Source organism: Pantoea sp. 22096, from assembly GCF_052045955.1.
Classification (GTDB): domain Bacteria; phylum Pseudomonadota; class Gammaproteobacteria; order Enterobacterales; family Enterobacteriaceae; genus Pantoea; species Pantoea alfalfae.
In genome coordinates this window covers 415457-433354 of sequence record NZ_JBQEPW010000002.1, presented here as the reverse complement: position 1 = coordinate 433354, position 17898 = coordinate 415457, and the positions used below count along the sequence as shown (strand labels likewise).

The 17898-nt window shown below is 48.2% G+C and carries 15 protein-coding genes; 6 read left to right on the top strand and 9 right to left on the bottom strand.

Going from position 1 to position 17898, the window contains the following annotated elements:
* From ACTJKZ_RS12250 to ACTJKZ_RS12225, 6 genes are all read right to left on the bottom strand, one after another.
* The gene (locus ACTJKZ_RS12250; protein ID WP_440829652.1) at positions 1-2649 is read right to left on the bottom strand and encodes an aconitate hydratase; all 2649 of its coding nucleotides are present in this window, start codon (positions 2647-2649) and stop codon (positions 1-3) included.
* 124 nt (positions 2650-2773) lie between these two features.
* The gene (locus ACTJKZ_RS12245; RefSeq protein ID WP_440829685.1) at positions 2774-3484 is read right to left on the bottom strand and encodes a transporter substrate-binding domain-containing protein; all 711 of its coding nucleotides are present in this window, start codon (positions 3482-3484) and stop codon (positions 2774-2776) included.
* Positions 3444-4829, bottom strand: coding sequence for an MFS transporter (locus ACTJKZ_RS12240; protein WP_440829651.1), 1386 nt, complete (start codon positions 4827-4829; stop codon positions 3444-3446). Before ACTJKZ_RS12240 ends, ACTJKZ_RS12245 begins: the two co-directional genes overlap by 41 nt.
* A 26-nt stretch (positions 4830-4855) precedes the next feature.
* Positions 4856-5728, bottom strand: a complete 873-nt coding sequence (locus ACTJKZ_RS12235) for an amidohydrolase family protein (protein WP_440829650.1) — start codon at positions 5726-5728, stop codon at positions 4856-4858.
* Positions 5729-5768: 40 nt separating this feature from the next.
* On the bottom strand, positions 5769-6425 hold the full coding sequence (locus ACTJKZ_RS12230; RefSeq protein WP_440829649.1) for an arylsulfatase: 657 nt from the start codon (positions 6423-6425) through the stop codon (positions 5769-5771).
* 56 nt (positions 6426-6481) lie between these two features.
* Positions 6482-7552 (bottom strand): isocitrate/isopropylmalate dehydrogenase family protein, encoded by a 1071-nt coding sequence (locus tag ACTJKZ_RS12225; protein ID WP_134187307.1) that lies wholly within the window; start codon positions 7550-7552, stop codon positions 6482-6484.
* 327 nt (positions 7553-7879) lie between these two features.
* Here ACTJKZ_RS12225 and otnK point away from each other — a divergent pair, with 327 nt between their 5' ends.
* The 4 genes from otnK (at position 7880) to ACTJKZ_RS12205 (ending at position 11910) form a co-directional block, all read left to right on the top strand.
* Positions 7880-9136, top strand: a complete 1257-nt coding sequence (gene otnK / locus ACTJKZ_RS12220) for a 3-oxo-tetronate kinase (protein WP_440829648.1) — start codon at positions 7880-7882, stop codon at positions 9134-9136.
* Positions 9133-9771: a 3-oxo-tetronate 4-phosphate decarboxylase gene (otnC, locus tag ACTJKZ_RS12215; protein WP_440829647.1), complete on the top strand. Its 639-nt coding sequence runs from the start codon at positions 9133-9135 to the stop codon at positions 9769-9771. The genes otnK and otnC overlap by 4 nt, the downstream gene beginning before the upstream one ends.
* A gap of 79 nt (positions 9772-9850) precedes the next feature.
* Positions 9851-11152: an SLC13 family permease gene (locus ACTJKZ_RS12210; RefSeq protein WP_440829646.1), complete on the top strand. Its 1302-nt coding sequence runs from the start codon at positions 9851-9853 to the stop codon at positions 11150-11152.
* 11 nt (positions 11153-11163) lie between these two features.
* The gene (locus ACTJKZ_RS12205; RefSeq protein ID WP_440829645.1) at positions 11164-11910 is read left to right on the top strand and encodes a DeoR/GlpR family DNA-binding transcription regulator; all 747 of its coding nucleotides are present in this window, start codon (positions 11164-11166) and stop codon (positions 11908-11910) included.
* A 122-nt stretch (positions 11911-12032) separates the two neighbouring features.
* Here the strand turns inward: ACTJKZ_RS12205 and ACTJKZ_RS12200 are convergent, their stop codons facing one another.
* From ACTJKZ_RS12200 to ACTJKZ_RS12190, 3 genes are all read right to left on the bottom strand, one after another.
* Positions 12033-12653, bottom strand: a complete 621-nt coding sequence (locus ACTJKZ_RS12200; protein WP_285088560.1) for a LysE family translocator — start codon at positions 12651-12653, stop codon at positions 12033-12035.
* A gap of 540 nt (positions 12654-13193) precedes the next feature.
* Positions 13194-14858, bottom strand: a complete 1665-nt coding sequence (locus ACTJKZ_RS12195) for a carboxylesterase family protein (protein ID WP_440829644.1) — start codon at positions 14856-14858, stop codon at positions 13194-13196.
* A gap of 399 nt (positions 14859-15257) precedes the next feature.
* Positions 15258-15866 carry a TetR/AcrR family transcriptional regulator gene (locus ACTJKZ_RS12190; RefSeq protein ID WP_285088564.1) on the bottom strand — a complete coding sequence of 203 codons (609 nt, stop codon included), beginning with the start codon at positions 15864-15866 and terminating at the stop codon, positions 15258-15260.
* A 93-nt stretch (positions 15867-15959) separates the two neighbouring features.
* On the opposite strand from ACTJKZ_RS12190, the gene ACTJKZ_RS12185 reads away from it, so the two are divergent.
* Positions 15960-16841 carry an SDR family oxidoreductase gene (locus ACTJKZ_RS12185; RefSeq protein WP_440829643.1) on the top strand — a complete coding sequence of 294 codons (882 nt, stop codon included), beginning with the start codon at positions 15960-15962 and terminating at the stop codon, positions 16839-16841.
* 550 nt (positions 16842-17391) lie between these two features.
* Entirely contained in the window at positions 17392-17823 is a 432-nt protein-coding gene (locus ACTJKZ_RS12180) for a MarR family winged helix-turn-helix transcriptional regulator (RefSeq protein ID WP_161736038.1), read from the top strand.
* The last annotated feature ends 75 nt before the right edge of the window (positions 17824-17898 follow it).

Genomic DNA, 17898 nt, shown 5'->3' with positions numbered 1-17898 from the left:
TTAATCTGTGAGGGTTTGCTGGATAACGAAAGGCAGAATTCCGCCATAGCGCAGATAGCGCAGCTCTTGCTGGGAGTCTATCACTGCCTCAAGGCCGATCGCAGCAATCAGCCTGCCGTCGCGGCTGATGTTGAGCACTAATGGCGTTATACCCGGTTTGATCGCCTCCAGCCCCACGATATCCAGTACTTCGCTGCCTTCCATCTCCGGCAGTTTTTCTGCCTCGCCTGCGATGAAATGCAGAGGGAAAATCCCCATTCCAATAAGATTGGTGCGATGTATGCGTTCAAAGCTGCTGGCAATCACCGCTTTTACCCCCATTAATGCCTGCGCTTTTGCTGCCCAGTCACGGCTCGATCCTGCGCCATAGCGCTCACCCGCTAACACAACCAGCGGCGTACCTGTAGCAAGCCAGGTTTGCGCGGCTTCAAAAGCAGGAAGGATGTGTTGATGACGCGCATCCCAGGCAAAACCGCCGCCGCCTCGCTGGTCTGCCGGCAACAAACGATTGGATAGCGCTTTATTGGTAAAAGCACCGCGAACCATGACTTCATGGTTGCTGCGCCGGGTGGAGTATAGGTTGAGATCCTGTGGATCTTCGTGATGCTCCAGTAACCACTGACCTGCCAGGCTGGCACCCGAAATCGCGCCCGCAGGCGAAATGTGATCGGTGGTGACGTCATCGCCAAACCAGAGAAAGGGTCGGGCATTCGTCAGCGAAAGCGGTTCAGCCGGATCGCGCGGTAAACGCTCCAGGTATCCCGGACGCCTTAAATAAGTTGAGGTGGATTCCCACGGATAATGCACGCTACCCGGCGCTTCAATCTGCTGCCAGTGTGGTGTTCCCTGCCAGATAATGTCTCGGCGCTGGATGTAGTGTTCACGTTTCATCGCGGCTTTCACCCAATCCTTAACTTCTTCACGACCCGGCATTAAATCGCGCATCAAAATGGGCCGGTCATCAGCATCGTAACCCAGCGGATCGCTCAACATGTCGTGCTGCATATTCCCGGCGATTGCCCATGCAATCACCAGTGCTGGTGAGGTGAGGTAACCATGCCCGAGGCTGGGATTCACACGACGTGGAAAGTTGCGGTTGCCCGAAAGCACACACACAGCCTGAAGGCCATCACTCACCAGCATTTCCATCGCGGGTTGCAACGCTCCTGAGCTGCCAATGCAGGTCATGCATCCATAGCCTGCGACATCAAATCCCACTTTTTCCAGCTCGCTAAGCAGGCCGGATTCTCCAAGGTAATCGGTAACCGCCCGAGATCCAGGGGAAAATGAGGTCTTAACCCAGGGCTTGGGCTTTAACCCTAAGCGTGCGGCATTGCGCGCAAATAAGGCGGCCTGAATGACCAGCCAGGGATTGGCCGTTGTGGTACAGCTGGTGATGGCTGCAATGGCGACTGCACCCTGTTGAACGGATTCCGGATAATCGTCATGGTGCCATTGCAAATTGCGTTGTGAGGGTGTCAGCGTTTGCAGAAAACTGTTCGCTGATTCGCTAAGCGGTATTTGTTGATGCGGATTGTAGGGCCCCGCGACGCTGGGTTGAATCGTGCCCAGATCCAGCTCAATCAGTTGGGTAAAGGTTGGCTGGATATCGCCGGGTAAGCGCCACAGATGCTGATGCTGCATATAACTACGAATAATCGCCTGCTGCTCTTCGCTACGCCCCGTCGTGTTGACGTACTCTGCACTGCGCTCATCAAACGGGAAGAACACCACTGTAGCGCCATACTCGGGTGCCATATTCGCAATGGTTGCGCGCGATTCCAGTGGCATGGTGTGCAGCGATGGCCCGGTGAACTCTACAAATTTTCCCACCACGCCTTTTTCACGTAACAGGCGGGTAATGTGCAGTGCCAGATCGCTGTCGCTGACATCCTTCGGCAGCTGACCTGACACGGAAATACCAACCACATCCGGGAAACGCAGCGTTACGGGTTCACCCACCAAAGCCGCCTGTCCTTCCAGCCCACCGACGCCCCAGCCCAAAACACCAAGGGCATTGATCATGGGAGTGTGGCTGTCGGTCGCAATCATGCAATCGGCATGTAGCAAAGGGATGGCTTCACGCTCATCAATCGAAACGACTTCCGCTATGGCCTCAAGATTCATTAAATGAATGATGCCGGTGCCCGGCGGGATCACCCGAAAATTATCCAGGCTTTTCTCTGCCCAGCGAATAAAACGGTAACGTTCTGCATTTCGGCGGAAATCAAAGGTGAGGTTATCTTCCAGTGCATTAGCGCTGGCATAGCTCTCCACTATTACGGAGTGGTCTATTGTCAGTACGGCGGGAATATGCGGATTTATCGCTCGCGGATCACCACCTAACTCGGCGGTGAGATCACGCATAGCGGCAAAATCAGCCAACGCAGGTAAGCATGTCGTGTCATGAAACATCAAACGATCCGGGTAAAACGCGACCTCACCTGGAGCAGACTTTGCAGATAGATAATTGAGAAATGCCGGCAGCGTATGCGAAGAGCATCGTGCTACGTTCTCCAGCAAAATACGAATGCTGTAGGGCAGCGTTTGTAATTGGGTCAACGGCAGGATGTGAGTCAGATCGATGACGTTATAAAGTCGGTCGTTAATGACCAGCGGTGAGCGTGGCGGAGTTGAGGGCGATGTCATAAGAAACCTTCCGTTACAGCAATCTAATTATGTTCGTTGCTGGATAACGTCTCATGCCCTGATTTGAATGAAAATTGAACTTTAACTAATGCAGCGTTCTCCATAGGAGAACGCTAATCTCTCATTAAGCTTCAGCCAGGTTTTGATTGATTATTTCGTCAATCGCCCCGTCTTCCTGCCACTTATTCAAGTAATGGCTGATTTCGCTGAAGAGTTTTTCTTTTTTATGCGGCAAACAGATCGCCTGAAAAATTTGCCCAAAGTTGTCGGGTAGCACGCGATAGCCGCTATTTTCCCTGGCTGCACGCTCTATTGGCTGTCTGATACCCGCAGCCATATCGCCTTCTCCATTGAGAAACGCATCAATAGCCTCTTGCGATGAAGCCAGCCGGTTCAATGCTGCCTGCTTTAATTCTCGCGTCAGAAACAGATCGTAAGCCGCACCTTTACCGACATTAATCACCACGTTTGCCTGGTCCATCTCACTAACGCTTTGCCAGTGACTGCCTTCCTTGACTAAAACAGTGCCTTCAATAGTGATGTAGGGACGAGTAAATCGCAGCACTTCTTCGCGCTTTGGGTCGATTGCCAAAAAGGCCACATCCCAGCGATCGCTGGTAGCATCCTCAACCACCATACCCGCCGTAGGATAAGTAACGAACTGCGCAACTTTTCCCTGCTGCGCAGCAATTTTATTGGCAATGTCTACCGTTATGCCGCCAGGCTGCCCGTCGGGGAGCGTTTTGGCTAATACAGCATTACCTAAATTAATAGCGAAACGTAGTGTGGTTCCTTCATCGGTGGCTGGCATGGGGTTCTCCTGAGAAGTCATCATCATGATCCTGCTTAGGCGTTTCAAAATTCAGGCGCTGAATTTTTCCTGCCACAAACAGATAGCAGCACAGATTGAGGAAAGCGCAGACGCCGACAAAAATCAAAGCGCCATTAAACGAGCCAGTATCTTTAATGATGTAGGCGATAATGATGGGTGTGAATACCCCGGAGATATTACCAATCATATTGAATAACCCGCCGCTCAGGCCCACTGCCTCCTTTGGCGAAAAATCTGAGACTACGCACCAGCCCATAGCGCCGAAACCTTTGCCGAAGAAAGCCAGCGACATAATCGCCACCACAATCCACGCCGAGTCAACATAGTTACAAATCACCATGCTGACAGCCAACAGCATACCGATAACAATGGGTGTTTTACGTGCAGCTGACAAGCTGAAGCCACGCGCCAACATATAATCAGACAACACACCACCGAGCAGCGCTCCCGCACAGCCGCACAGCGCAGGCAAAGAGGCGATGAAGCCAGCTTTGAGAATGGTCATACCTCGATCATGAACCAGATAGACAGGGAACCAGGTCAGGAAGAAATAAGAGAGAACAGTAAAAAAGAACTGCCCCATATAGACGCCCAGCGCAAGTCGGCTGGTCAGTAATTTGCGGGTATAGCCTTTACCTACATTATCGCCTTTTTTACTGGCCTTCATGTTCGTCAAGCCGCCGCCAGACTGGATGTATTGCAATTCGGCGTCGTTCACTAATGGATGAACTTTAGGCGTATCGGTAAGCACGCGGGTCATCAACAGCGAAACCAGAATACCAACAGCCCCCATGAACCAGAACACAGATTCCCAGCCGAATGAATATGAGAACCAGCCCATCAGAGGCAGGAAGACCACGAGTGCAAAATATTGTGCAGCAGTGGTAAATCCAGACGCTTTACCGCGCTCTTTTGCCGGGAACCATGCAGCCAGAAAACGTGAGTTAGCAGGTAGCGTAGGCGCTTCAATCAACCCCATCATAAAGATGAAGCCAAACATTAAGATACGCGTGACCCAAACATTGTCGAAAGCGGTACTAAAACCGACGAGGAAAACGAAAAATGACCAGGTGAAAACGCCTGTAACCAGCACTTTTTTGGAGCCGTATCGGTCTAGTAACCATCCGCCCGGATATTGCCCGAGAACATATGCCCAGGTGAATGTAGAGATCAGATAACCAAGCGCAACAATATCCAGACCAGCAGATTCCACCATGTCTGTTCCGGCAATAGAAAAGGTTGCTCTGTCGCCGTGGTTTAACGCAATACTGAGGAATACCATCAGCAAAATCATATAACGATAATGCGTTGGTCTGTTCTTTTTAGCAGTGGAGTTCAGAGTAATCATAATATTCGGCCTTGTCTGGCATACGATTAATTAAATCGGTAAAGTTCAGCCGGGTTTTCCACAAATAACTTGTGGCGAACCTGATCGTTATGCGCCCAGTGGTATATTTTCGATAGTATCAATGCATCATCTGGCATATTTTTATTGGCACTCATTAAATTGGGATGTGGCCAGTCACTTCCCCATAAAACACGCTCTGTAGCTTCGCGCAGGAAGCAACTCACTAATGTAGCCATATCTGAAACATCATCACGTTGTGATTGATGGTAAAGCGCAGAAAGTTTTACCCAGCATTTGCCTCTCTCAATCAGCTCCCAGGCAAGTCTCCAGGAAGAATGCGAAGTTGCGCCTGGTGGCAAGCGGAAGTAGTGATCTATGACCAGGTTTCCCGGTATCTGAAGCAGAAGTGGCCTTAAATCCCAAAGTTGATCTGCAGTTGCATGAACCTGCACATGCCAGCCACGCTCAGCGACTCGCATCGCTATAGGTAAAATCATGTCGGGTGTGGTTGCATTACCCGCGCCGAGGTTGAAACGAACACCCGTAACTCCCGCCAATTGCAATGTATCTAGTTCAGTGTCACTGACGGTCTCATTCACCACAGCCTCGCCGCGCGCATTGGGTCCGAAAGCAGCCAACGCATCCGTCAGGCAACGATTATCTGTTCCATAAGAAGAGGGTTGCACTAACACATGACGAGAATGTCCCAACCACTTTTTAAACTGGTTGTAATCATCAACAGTTGCGTCGGGTAAATTTCGCGTGTCGTCCGCCACATAGGGAAAACGCCTGTCATAAATATGATGGTGACAGTCACAGCTATTATTTGGCAGTACGAATTCAGGCGAGTGAGAAATATGACTATATTTCACATCCGCCAATATATCCCGGCTTTCCACGATGATGCCTTTTTTTAAAAATTAGATTCGACTGAATAAATTAATTCGTCATTAATATTTTCAGTTTTGAGACCGCAGCATGCGGACTGCTAAGCACCGGGCACGTTACAGCGGCCTGCACCAGATCCCAGGCAATCGCCATTGAGAAATGTGCAAGCAATATGGCGTCAGCATCTTGATGTTCACGCGCAGCCTGAACAAGTAGCTCGTTATGACGGCTTGCATCACCCTGCTCAAGTGCATCACGCGCGCCTTCAACGACGATACTTTTGAGCGTGGCTTTACGATAACCCTGGCGGACCAGCTCATTGAATTCAGCTTCCATTCCCGCAACAGCCGGAGCAAAGGTTGCCAACATAACAATATTTTTACCTTTAGCGAATGCAGCCTCAAACATCGCGGCGTTCGGCTTCAGAACAGGCAATTCGTGTGTCGCCGCACTGGCATCAATGGCCTCGCCAAACGCAGAACAGGTGAATAAAACTGCGCCAGCATCAATGCTTTCGGCGTAGTTAACCAGTGCATCAATCCGCTTATAAAGACGATCATTTAGCAAAGTAACCTTACGACGATCTGTACTCAGCGAATCATCCAATAAATTACTGATCTCAGCTTCTGGCCACTGGGCTGCAAAAGCCTGATTGATGGGCTCAACGGCCAATGGCGTTGCATGGATTAAAACGATACGTTGATTCATCTTCGGCTCCATGAAGGAAGGTTGCCGCTGAATTGCGGCAACCTCATGACGTTAAATCAGGCGCGAATAGATGCAGCCACTTTGTCAGCAAAGGCTTTGGTGCCACACTTGCCCCCCAGATCCGGCGTTCGGGTTTCTGGATTTTCCAACACTTCGTCAACTGCACGGTTGATCTCTTCAGCAGCTTTGAGGAATTTTGGTTGATTGTGTTTCTCTGCGTACCACTGCAGCATCATCGCAACAGACAGGATCATTGACACAGGGTTAGCCTTGTCCTGATTCTGAATGTCCGGTGCGGAACCATGTTGAGCCTGAGCGCAGCAATGGGTATCGCTGGCCATGATTGAACCTGCCAGACCAAGGCTACCGGACAATTCACTTGCCAGGTCACTGATGATGTCGCCATAGAAGTTGGTAGCAACCAGCACGTCGAAACGCTCTGGATTACGCACCAGGTGCGCAGTTGATGCATCAACCAACAGATCATCCAGCTCAACTTCAGGGAACTCTTTCGCGACATCACGAACGGCTTCAAGGAACAGTCCGTCCGTCATATGGAAGCTATTTGCTTTATGAATAGCAGTCACTTTCTTACGACGCTGCATCGCCAGCTCAAATGCCTTGCGTGCGATACGCTCAGAGCAATGACGGGTGATTTTACGGGTCGACAGCGCCATATCCGGGCTTGGCATCACTTCACCCCAGCCACGCGTCATATTGCGGTCAGGATAGAAACCTTCAGTCGCCTCACGCATGATCACCAGATCCATCGATTTGCCTTCTTTCATATTTGAAGTCAGGAATGGACGAGTACGCGCCGGACGCACGTTAGCGTAAAGATCCAGGCCGATACGGAAACCTGCAGAAACGTTACGACCGCCTTTTTCCGGTGCTGGATAGTCAGCGTGCGACTGTGTACCCAGGATAATGCCATCATACGTTTTGGCACGGTCGAGTGATTCCTGTCGCAGCGTAGTGCCGTGTAACTCCAGGCTTTTAAAACCCACGTCTTCGTAGTCGAACTCAAAGTTCAGGGCATACGCTTTATCCAGCGACTCAAGCACAGTTACCGCAGCAGAAGTGATCTCAGGGCCGATACCGTCACAAGGCAGAACCAAAATACGCATAAATACTCCAGATGGTTGGTCAGTGTTAGATTGCATTTTTATACCAATAAATGCACTGAAGGCAAGGTGATTGAGATCACATTTATGAAACAAAAAAAACACATCAGAACATTTATGCGCTGAATCAGTGAGTTATATGAAAAGCTTAGTAGCTTTAGGATTAATACCCGATATGACAAGGTTTAATAACCCTTAGTGATTTGTGGAATGTTATGCAAAGCGCTTTATTTTGTGATCTTAAGCACAAATTAACCCCAGGCCTGATTGCACTTTTATTTACATAAAAGCAATATATGCTCAATTTGTTACCGCTCCTGAGGAACACATATGATTAAGTTGGGCGTCATCGCAGATGACTTTACGGGTGCCACTGACATCGCCAGCTTTATGGTGAATGCTGGCTGGAAAGTGGTGCTGTTCAATGGCGTTCCTGCTAAGGCTTTTGATCAGGAAGGTATCGATGCGGTTGTTATCGCACTAAAAAGTCGTTCGATTCCAGCCAGAACAGCGGTAGCACAGTCATTATCTGCATCCAATTGGCTAAAAGCTCAGGACTGTAAGCGGCAGCTTTTCAAATACTGCTCAACTTTTGATTCAACCAGTGAAGGCAATATCGGTCCGGTTACTGATGCGCTGATGGAGAATCTTGGTGAAACCATGACGCTGATTTGCCCGGCAGTGCCTGACAACGGCCGCACGATTCTACAGGGGCATTTATTCGTTAAAGGGCAGTTACTCAATCAAAGCGGAATGGAACATCATCCAGTAACGCCGATGAAAGAGTCGTCACTGAAAAAATTGATTGAAGCGCAATCTACGGGGCGTTGCGAAATAATCAGTCTCGACACGATCAAAAATCATGTTGCAGACATTTCTGATACGTTGGCAAAACTGGCGCAAGAAAAATTTAAATATGTTATCTGCGATGTGCTCGATAACAACGACCTGTTAACCGTGGCGAGTAAGACAGCAGATTTTAAATTGATTACCGGAGCTGCAGGCATTGGTTATGCGATTGCCGCACTGGATACGGTGAGTAAGCGCGCTGAAAACCGTTCTTTCTCCATCAGTAAAGAAGGCGCGAGCGTGGTTCTGTCGGGCAGTTGCTCTTCAATGACTAACCAGCAAGTTAACTTTTATCAACAGCGCGCTTCTTCTCTGGCACTGGATGTGGAAAAAATTCTCAATGAACCCACCTATCTGCAGACGGTAACTGGCTGGGTGTTAACCCATACCAATGATTCATTGGCTCCAATGGTTTATGCCACCCAACCGCCGCAGATAATCGAGATCATTCAAAAGAATTATGGTGCGGAATTTGTTAGTGAAAAGATTGAAGGTTTCTTCTCTGCGCTAGCCAGCACTCTAAGCAAGCAAGGTTTCAACAAATTCATTGTAGCCGGTGGTGAAACGTCAGGCGCGGTGTCACAGGGCCTTAATATCAAAGGCATGGTAATTGGTGATGCTGTTGCACCGGGTGTGCCGTGGACGCAGGTTCTGGACGAAGAAAAGTGGGTCATTCTTAAATCAGGCAATTTTGGCAACAGTGATTTCTTCTTAAAAGCACAGGAGTATATGAAATGAGCGAAGTGCAATTACGTCAGGATTTAGTTCGCTACGCACGCTCCCTGTTTGAACGCGGCTACAGTAGTGGTGGTGCTGGAAATATTAGTCTTAAATTACCCGATGGTCATATTCTCGCCACACCCACTAATTCAAGCTTTGGCGATCTGGATCCTGATGAACTTAGTAAAGTGACCATGACCGGTGACTTAGTTTCTGGTCAAAAGGCTTCAAAAGAGGTACTGATGCATCTGGCCATTTATCGCCAGCGTCCAGCGTGTGGCGGTATTGTGCATCTGCATTCTCCCTGGTTAACCGCGTTATCCTGCCTGCCTGACCTCGATCTCGACAATGCATTGCCCGCCATCACACCTTATTACGTGATGCGAGTAGGCAAGTTACCTGTCGTTCCCTACATTCGTCCAGGCTCTCCGGATATTGCAGTCCATGTGGAAAGATTAGCTAAGGAGCATAATTCAATTCTGCTGGCTAATCATGGCCCAATTATTTCAGGTAAAAACATTCGCGAAGCGGTATTCAATGCAGAAGAGTTAGAAGAAACAGCAAAACTGTACTTCGTTCTTAAACCCTATGGTATGAAAATATTAACCTCCGAAAATATTGATGAGTTGAATGCGCTATTTAATATGAAATAAATAATTATTTTAAAGCTGTGCAGACTCCCTGCACAGTGTTTTCATACATCTAATGCCCTGAAAATTTAAAGGACAATTCATGTCTTTAATGCTTATCACCGGGATCGTCATGTTCATTATACTGACATGGTGCTTATTGAAGAATAAGTTTCCACCCAGTGTATTGTTTATTTTTTTACCCACCGTTGCTGCTCTGGTCTGTGGATTTGGTTTTAAAGAATTGGGTGGTTATGTCGCCTCCGGATTAAAGTCAGTGGTAGGAACCGCCACACTTGTTGCCTTTAGCGCCATGTTCTTTACCCTAATGAAAGAGGCGGGTGTCTTTGACGTTATTGTGCGTTTTATCCTGCGCTTCGTAACGCAATCTACTTTCTCAGTATTGCTGGCGACTCTTGTTATTGCCTCAGTTTGTAGTCTTGATGGCAATGCCTACGCAACTTTGCTGGTTACCGTACCTGCATTGCTGCCCATCTATGAAAAGATGAATATCAGCCGTAAAACTTTATTGATGCTGGTAACTGTCGGTGTTGGCGTAACGGGAATAACTCCCTGGGGTGGCTCGCTTAATCGCGCGATTGCCGTAACCCATCTCGATATCCTTGAAGTCTATTACAAATTGATCCCGCTGCAGGTTGTGTTGTTCGTGCTGGGTGTTGTTCTGTGCTGGTACATGGCCAGAGTTGAAAATAGAAGCGGCTCAGGGATCAGTAAGGAAGCTTTTCTGGTGATGCGTCAGGAGATGCTGGCCAGCACAGGAGATCACAATCCGTGGTTGTTACGTGCGAACTTTGTACTGGTCATCGCCACCATTGTTATTCTGGTCTCAGGCTTAGTTGCCGGTAACTTCCTGTTCATGATCGCTTTCTCACTGGCAGTAATGATTAATTACCCTGATGCCAAAAAAGCACAGCAGAAAATAAAAGATTATGCGCTGACCATTTTCCCGGTAATTGTAATTTTCTTAACTATTGGTGTATTTGTTGGCATCCTACAGAATACGGGGATTGTTAAGGTTCTGGTAAATGAACTTGCTGCGGTACTCCCTTCCAGCTTAGGACCTTATCTCTATGTTATTCTGGCGGCATTTAGCGTGCCGATCGTTATCCTGATTGGTTCAGATGCATTTTATTTTGCTCTTCTTCCTCTCGCCGTGGGCCTTGGGCAAAGTTTTGACGTCTCACCACTGCACGTCACTATCGCCATGTTGATAACTGAACAAATTGGTCTGCTGTTAAGTCCCGTAATACCGGCGACGCATCTTGGGTTAGGTCTGCTTAATCTTCAGGTCGGCGAACATATTCGTCACTCCATGATGAAAATTTGGATCATGAGTGTCTGTGCGCTTTTCGCTGCAGTTGTTTTTGGCATTATTCCTGTCTGATGAGGAGGGCTATGATTCCTGCTGAACGTCATCAACGGATACTCGAAATGGTATCCATCAAACATTTTGTTAGCCTCCGTGAGCTGTCGGATATGCTGAATGTCACGGTGATGACCATTCGGCGGGATATTGAGCAACTCAGTGCGCGTGGCATCATCACGTCCACGCGCGGTGGGGTTAAGTCAGGAGATGAAGCGCCTGTGCATAAACTGGCTAAAGCCGCTGATTCTAACGCGCTGGTTCGTGCTGCGTTGAGCTACCTTGGCGACAGTAAGGTGGTTTATATCGATGGCGGGAAACTGACCTTAGAGCTGGCCATGTTTTTTCCCTATAGCGATGAGATGACTATTGTCACAAATGACTTTTCTATTGCACAGCATGTGATGGCCCACAGCAGCGCTGCGCTATTTTTTATAGGTGGAAAACTAAGTCGCCATGACAACACCTTTCATCAACGCGTCGCACTTGAAACCTTAAAAAGCCTCAATTTTGAAAAAGCATTCATTGCGCCGGAATCATGGGATGATAAAGGCGTATTTCATCATGATGAATTTAGAACGTCTTATTACGATGCAATCATTAGCGCATCACGCAAATGCATCATGCTGGCAGACAGCCAAAGTTATGGCAGCAACACCCTTTACAAGATGTTCTCCCTCACCGATATGGACATGGTCATTACAGATCTGTCTTCTTCAGAGGTGATTTTGAGCAGACGAATTGATCCGCTAAAACTGCATCCCATAGCGAGAAAATAACGATAGCCATCCAGCGTTAGTGGTCAAAGTTGACGAGTGGTCATTCTTTTGCTTATAGCGGACCTTACCCATCTCGCATGTCCGCTTTGTGCCAGAAGCGGACGTTTACAACCAGCCCAAGGCTATCTCGTGCTCATAGCAAGTTTAGCCGCGAAGCATAAAAATAAGCCGCCTGTTGCTCTATCCATCACCTGGACAACGCGACTTTTCTTCAATACGGCTGACGCAAAATGTGTGGATAAAATGAGTGTAAGTGACCATATAGTTCCAATCGCTACATGGATGCTGACCAGGATAAAAGTCCATATCAAAGGAGAGTGACCGGCAGGTATGAACTGTGGCAAAAAAGAGATATAGAAAATACCCATTTTAGGATTAAGCACATTCCCCAGCATTCCTCTGATAAATCCGTTTCCCTGAGAAGCATTGTTGTCATCGCCATCACTGAAAGATGATCGAGGACGTATCAGCAGTTGTAAGCCCAGCCAGCTCAGGTAGACCGCGCCACAAACTTTGAGCAGAGTGTAAGCCATCTCTGAAACCGCCAGAAGAGCACCAAGTCCTAACGCGACCAGCGCGCCCCATACAAAACATCCAGCATCAATGCCAAGCGCAGCGTGAAATGCCTTTTTGCCGCCCTCAGCACAAGCGGTGCGCAGAATAAGTGCCGTATCGAGGCCGGGAGTCAGGGTAAGTAACAGTGCTGCGAGAGAGAATGCGAAGAGGGAATCGTTAACAGTCATTTTCTTTATCCGAAAGAGCAGATGTTAATCATTTAGCTCTTTACAATCAATCCATCAAATATTGCTTTTTAAAGGTCCGCTCTTCGCTCATAGCGGACTACGCACTTACCGTTGTAAGCGTTGTCTTCAGTTTAATGCCAGGCTGGTGCAGTCAGGTTGATAGGTTTAATTGAACAAGTTGGCAGTGTGTGAAGTTCGTTCGGCAGACATTCGGGAAAAAGACTGCAAAGGCGGTTAACTCAGCATACTGAGCCAGATTTTATGACCAGAGCCAGCGAGAAAAAGAGAAATCACATCAATAAACTTTCGGGCTCTGGCGTTTAAATCGATATGGCGTCATCTGAGCACAGAGCACGATTTACATTCAGCGTAATGTGTCGGAAACCGAAGGGGTGATGCTGGAAGCCCTGGAATGAAGGTTGCGGCAAAGCTATACGGTGGCACATTAACAGGAGCTAATAACAGCAAAGTACGCAAAATAATCTACAGTTCGCTCGCTGAGTAAAAAATTTGCCTCCTGCAATAGCAGGAGGCATCGGATTAGTGGCTGAAGTGTTGATCAAGCGGTGCGCTGAACCAGCGATTGTTCAGCACGTTTTTGATAACAAAGTTTTTGTCTACAGCTGACAAGGAGTTGTCCTGCTCAATGCGGGTGAGAATATCTTTATAACTATAGGTCTTGTTGCTCATGTAGATGATGGCTTTCTGCCTGTTGGCATCCATCATCAGAAGTGATTCCCCCGCAGCTGCATTTTCCGGAGTCCATTTCTTCCATTCCGGAAGGGTCTGATCGTTTGGTGACCCTGTTGCCAGGAAGTTTTTAATGTAGGTATTAAAAGATTCTCCTAGTGCCCTGGAGCCTTTTAGCTTCAGCGCATCCTGCGTAAATTCAGCATACTTATCTTTATCCCAAAAAGGCATAAACACGCCGTGGAAAGAACCAATGGCGGATAATTTGTCACCAGTAACAAACGCATCCGTGCCATAGCGGAACTCCATGCCATACAGCGGCGCGTGATAATTTTTATACATCACCTCAGCAGACTGATTAACATTAAACAGGCTGTATAGCAGCCCGCCATAGTGATTTGCAAAGGCGTATTTATTCAGCAAGGTGGTGTTGTTTTCAAGCGTACCGTCTTTCACCTGTGTGGCAAACATAGGGTCGTTACGGGCGAAGAAAGAAAACTCCTGTTGCCCTGTGGCCATAATGGCTGGGACGGCATTATATTTTTTGGTCTCAAAGCCATCCTTCGGGATCACCACACCATCGCGGTAGAGATGGGGAAATTGATTCATGCGAATCCCCGCATCGCCAAACAGCATTGCCAGTTCTGCGGCGGGGAGCTGATAGAGAAAATGACGGACCTCTGGCGAGCCTGACAGGAGCCAGATTTTCGCCGCCCCGGCATCTGGTTTAATGCCATGTTTGACTACCAGAGGTGCTAGTCTTTGCGCGAACACGCTTTCCGCTTCATGTTTGTCAGAGGTGGTCATGCCGCCACTGAAAACAATGGCTTTGTCGAAGGTATTTTTAAAATAGGGTGATATAAGCATCGCCATCACGTCTCTGCCGCCAGCCGAAAATCCGGAGACGGTAATATTATTTGTGTCACCACCAAAAGCCTGAATATTATCTTTGATCCACTCCAGTGATTTTTTGATGTCGAGTAAGCTGTAGTTTCCGGAATCATTCAGCGGGTTGCCATCGTTAAGGGCTTTTAATGGATTAAAGCCGAGTGCGCCCAGACGATAATTTACGGTAACAATCACAGCATTGTATTTTTCAGCGATAAACGCCGGAGCAAACTCACTGGAACTGCCCAGCTGATTATTGCCGCCGTGTATATAAACCAGCACCGGAAGCGGGGTGCTGGTCCCAGTTGGGCGATAGATATTGAGATTCAGGCAATCCTCATTACCTTTGACTCCGTTAGGGGATACCTGGATACAGTCGGCGGCGGGCCGGGTCGCATCGAAGACGGTGTTTGATGCGTCCGGAGAAACCGGTTTTTTCCAGCGCAGTTCTCCGACCGGGGCTTTCGCATAAGGAATACCGGTCCATGACAGCGTATTGTGATGGTCTTCGCCTTTGACCTTACCAAATTGCGTCGTAATTTCGGGGGAGATATTTTGTGCGGTGGCTGAAGAGGCAAGCAAAAAGAGTAAAAATGTCGGGGAAAATCTGAACATAGAATTTTTCATGCGTACCGTGCTCTGGGGAAATATTTCTTATACATGAAATGTCGTAATGCCCGGTAATGTCAGGCTCACAAAACAAGATAAAGCCAGCCCCATTATCGCGTGTTGCTGTTCTTTTGCACTCAACGTCCGTTCCTCGCTCATAGCGGACCTGACATGCGCGTCCGCTTTGTGCCAGAAGTGGACGTTGTTAACATCGGGATGTACTAATCTGCGGGGAGCAGGCCATCTCCAGCCGTTCACGATAGCTAATGCCATATTTGCAGTACCAGCGTACTGCCAGGAGAATGATGTCTCACTGAAAATGGCGCCTTTAAATATGTTCACGAGTAGCGTAGTGACTGGTGAAAATGGCTGCAAAGTTTATCAATGCGACGATCTTTGCAACAGCACCTGAAATAGTCATCCCAGCATAGAAAAAGAGACTAATAATATCTTCTTCACAGTTTGCGGATCTTCCCCATGAGCGAGCAGTGACGAAGCATTAGTTAACTGTGCGTCGATATAAGTAGCGGCAAACTCTGGAGACATATCGGCCGAAAATTCTCCATTGGCTTTTGAGCGCTTCACCCATTCTTTGAAAGTGGATAAGCCTTGCTCCTCAAGTAAATCGACCTGGGCGCGAGTTGCTTCGCCTAAGTGCATCCGTGCCTCACGCATTTTTACAAAAAGACACCCCATGGGAGACTCATGGTGACAACTCGCTGACGTGGCAAATAACACCAGATTATCAAGTGCTTCCCGAAACGGAGAGTTACTATTTAACATCTCTTGCACAGGACTGAGCACTTGTTCCTCGTACCTGATAAGAACAGCTTTCATCAAGCCATCTTCATTCGTAAATTCACGATAAAGGCCAGGCTTCGATACACCCGATCTCCTGCAAATTTCGTTAAGGGATAAACTGCCTATATCCTCTTTCCAGTAAGAATCCATTGCTACATCTAAAACATGGTCACGATCAAGGGTCTTAGGCCGCCCTCGGGAAGGTTTAGTTGGGTTCAAATTCATTTTATACTGCCCGGTATTTTAATTTGACAGATCATACATTACCTTTTATTGTACCAGCCGGTATTTAATTTTCAATCCAACAGGAAAGTAAAAATGAGTGTAGAAAAGAAAAGCATAGTGGTCACAGGAAGCAGCAGTGGATTTGGTCAAAAGTCAGTAAAAGATTTTGCAGATAGAGGCTACCAGGTGTTCGCCACGATGCGCGGCCCAGAAGGCAAGAACGCTACAGTTAAGGCTGAATTAGAAGCGTACAGCGATTCCATCCATGTAGTCGATATGGATGTTACCAATGACGAATCGGTCGAAACAGCGATTGCAAGCGTACTAGAAAAAGCGGGCAAAATTGATGTTTTGCTAAACAATGCGGGTGTAATGTACCTCGGCATTACAGAAGCATTTAGCATTGCCCAGGCTCGCGCGCAGATGGAAACCAACTACTATGGCGCTATGCGTACTATTCAGGCAGTTTTACCTGCTATGCGTGAAGCCAGGTCAGGCCTGATCATCAACACCTCATCCATGGTTGGCCAAATTTCAGCGCCATATTTTTCTACCTACGCCGCGACTAAACACGCTTTGGAAGGCTACCTCCAGGGGTTACGCTACGAATTGGCACCATTCGGGATCGATATTGCCATCGTACAACCTGGCCCATTCCCCACAGGTCTGAGTGCAGCAGGACAACAACCGTCACGCACAGACATACTGAACAGCTACGGTGAATTAGCCGATATTCCTGCTGCTATGTTCGAAGAATTCGGGAAATTTATGCAGAGCGATCAGGCACCTGATCCACAAAGGGTCGTAGATGCCTATTTAGCGCTCGCCGATATGCCTGAAGGCAAACGCCCGACACGCACGGCGGTTGGCTTAGTCTGGGGGGTTGATGAAATTAACGCGGCTAAACAACCCATTCAAGACCGGGTGTTGAAAGAAATGCAACTAGACAACGTTTTAGGCGGTGCTGACGCGTGATTTTCGGTCCCAGGGGCAGACTATATGGCCTGCCACTGGGATCGTAGGCTTTTCAGGCCTATAGTCTGAGCATAGCAACTCTCTTACGAGCCCGACGATGAACCATGTCGATGTTACAACGGAGTACTGTTGCAAAGTTTGCGATGAGGTAGCCTCTGGTACTATTGAAAGATGTTATCCATCAAAGATTCTGCTCACCAGACGCACCTCGCCCAGGGGATGCACAAAATCTGCTCTTGCTCATATATTCAGCTTGCAGCGCGGATATCGTAGTCGACAGCCTTTATCGTTTACAGCTAAGTCCGCTCTTCGCTCATAGCGGACGTTTATCTGATTCCATCCGGTTTGTGCCAAAAGCGGACGTTGCAACTTTCATGTTACGTTAATTGCTGAGCAGCCCTGGCTTCTTTCACCCGCTCATCCAGAAAGGCAATCAAAGCTTATAATTCGCGGCACGGTTGACGCTTTATTACCCACACAGCCGACTACAGCACTTGAAATTATTTCAAGCTGGTTTAATCTAGTGCACTAGAAGATATCAGGCGAATTAATGATGACACAATCCCGCAGCGTTGGTATGGAGCTCTCTTTTGCTCTCTATGGAGCGGCTAACCGTATGGCCAGGATGCACAAGCCCTTCCTGGAGCCGTTAGGCCTGACGTTCCCGCAATACCTGGTGATGCTCAGACTGCTGAACGGATCGCCCTTATCTGTGGGCACGCTTGGTGCCTGTCTCGACATGGACACGGGGACGATCACGCCTCTTGTCAAACGCCTTGAAAGTGCAGGATTTGTTACTCGTACTCGTGACCCAAACGATGAACGACGTGTGCTGGTCGATCTGACCCCTCGCGTCGAGAGCATCCGGGAAGAAATCCTGAGCGTTAGTCAGAAGATCAAGAGCGCCTGTAAACTGGACGAAGCGGGAATGATCGAGCTTCGCGACACCTTGCGCGATCTCAGTAGACCACGACAGGATTAAAGAGACTGTACATGCCCTTTTTGCACCATTTTATCTAGTGCGCTATGGTCTAGTAAGCAAGAGATGTTTGTGCGA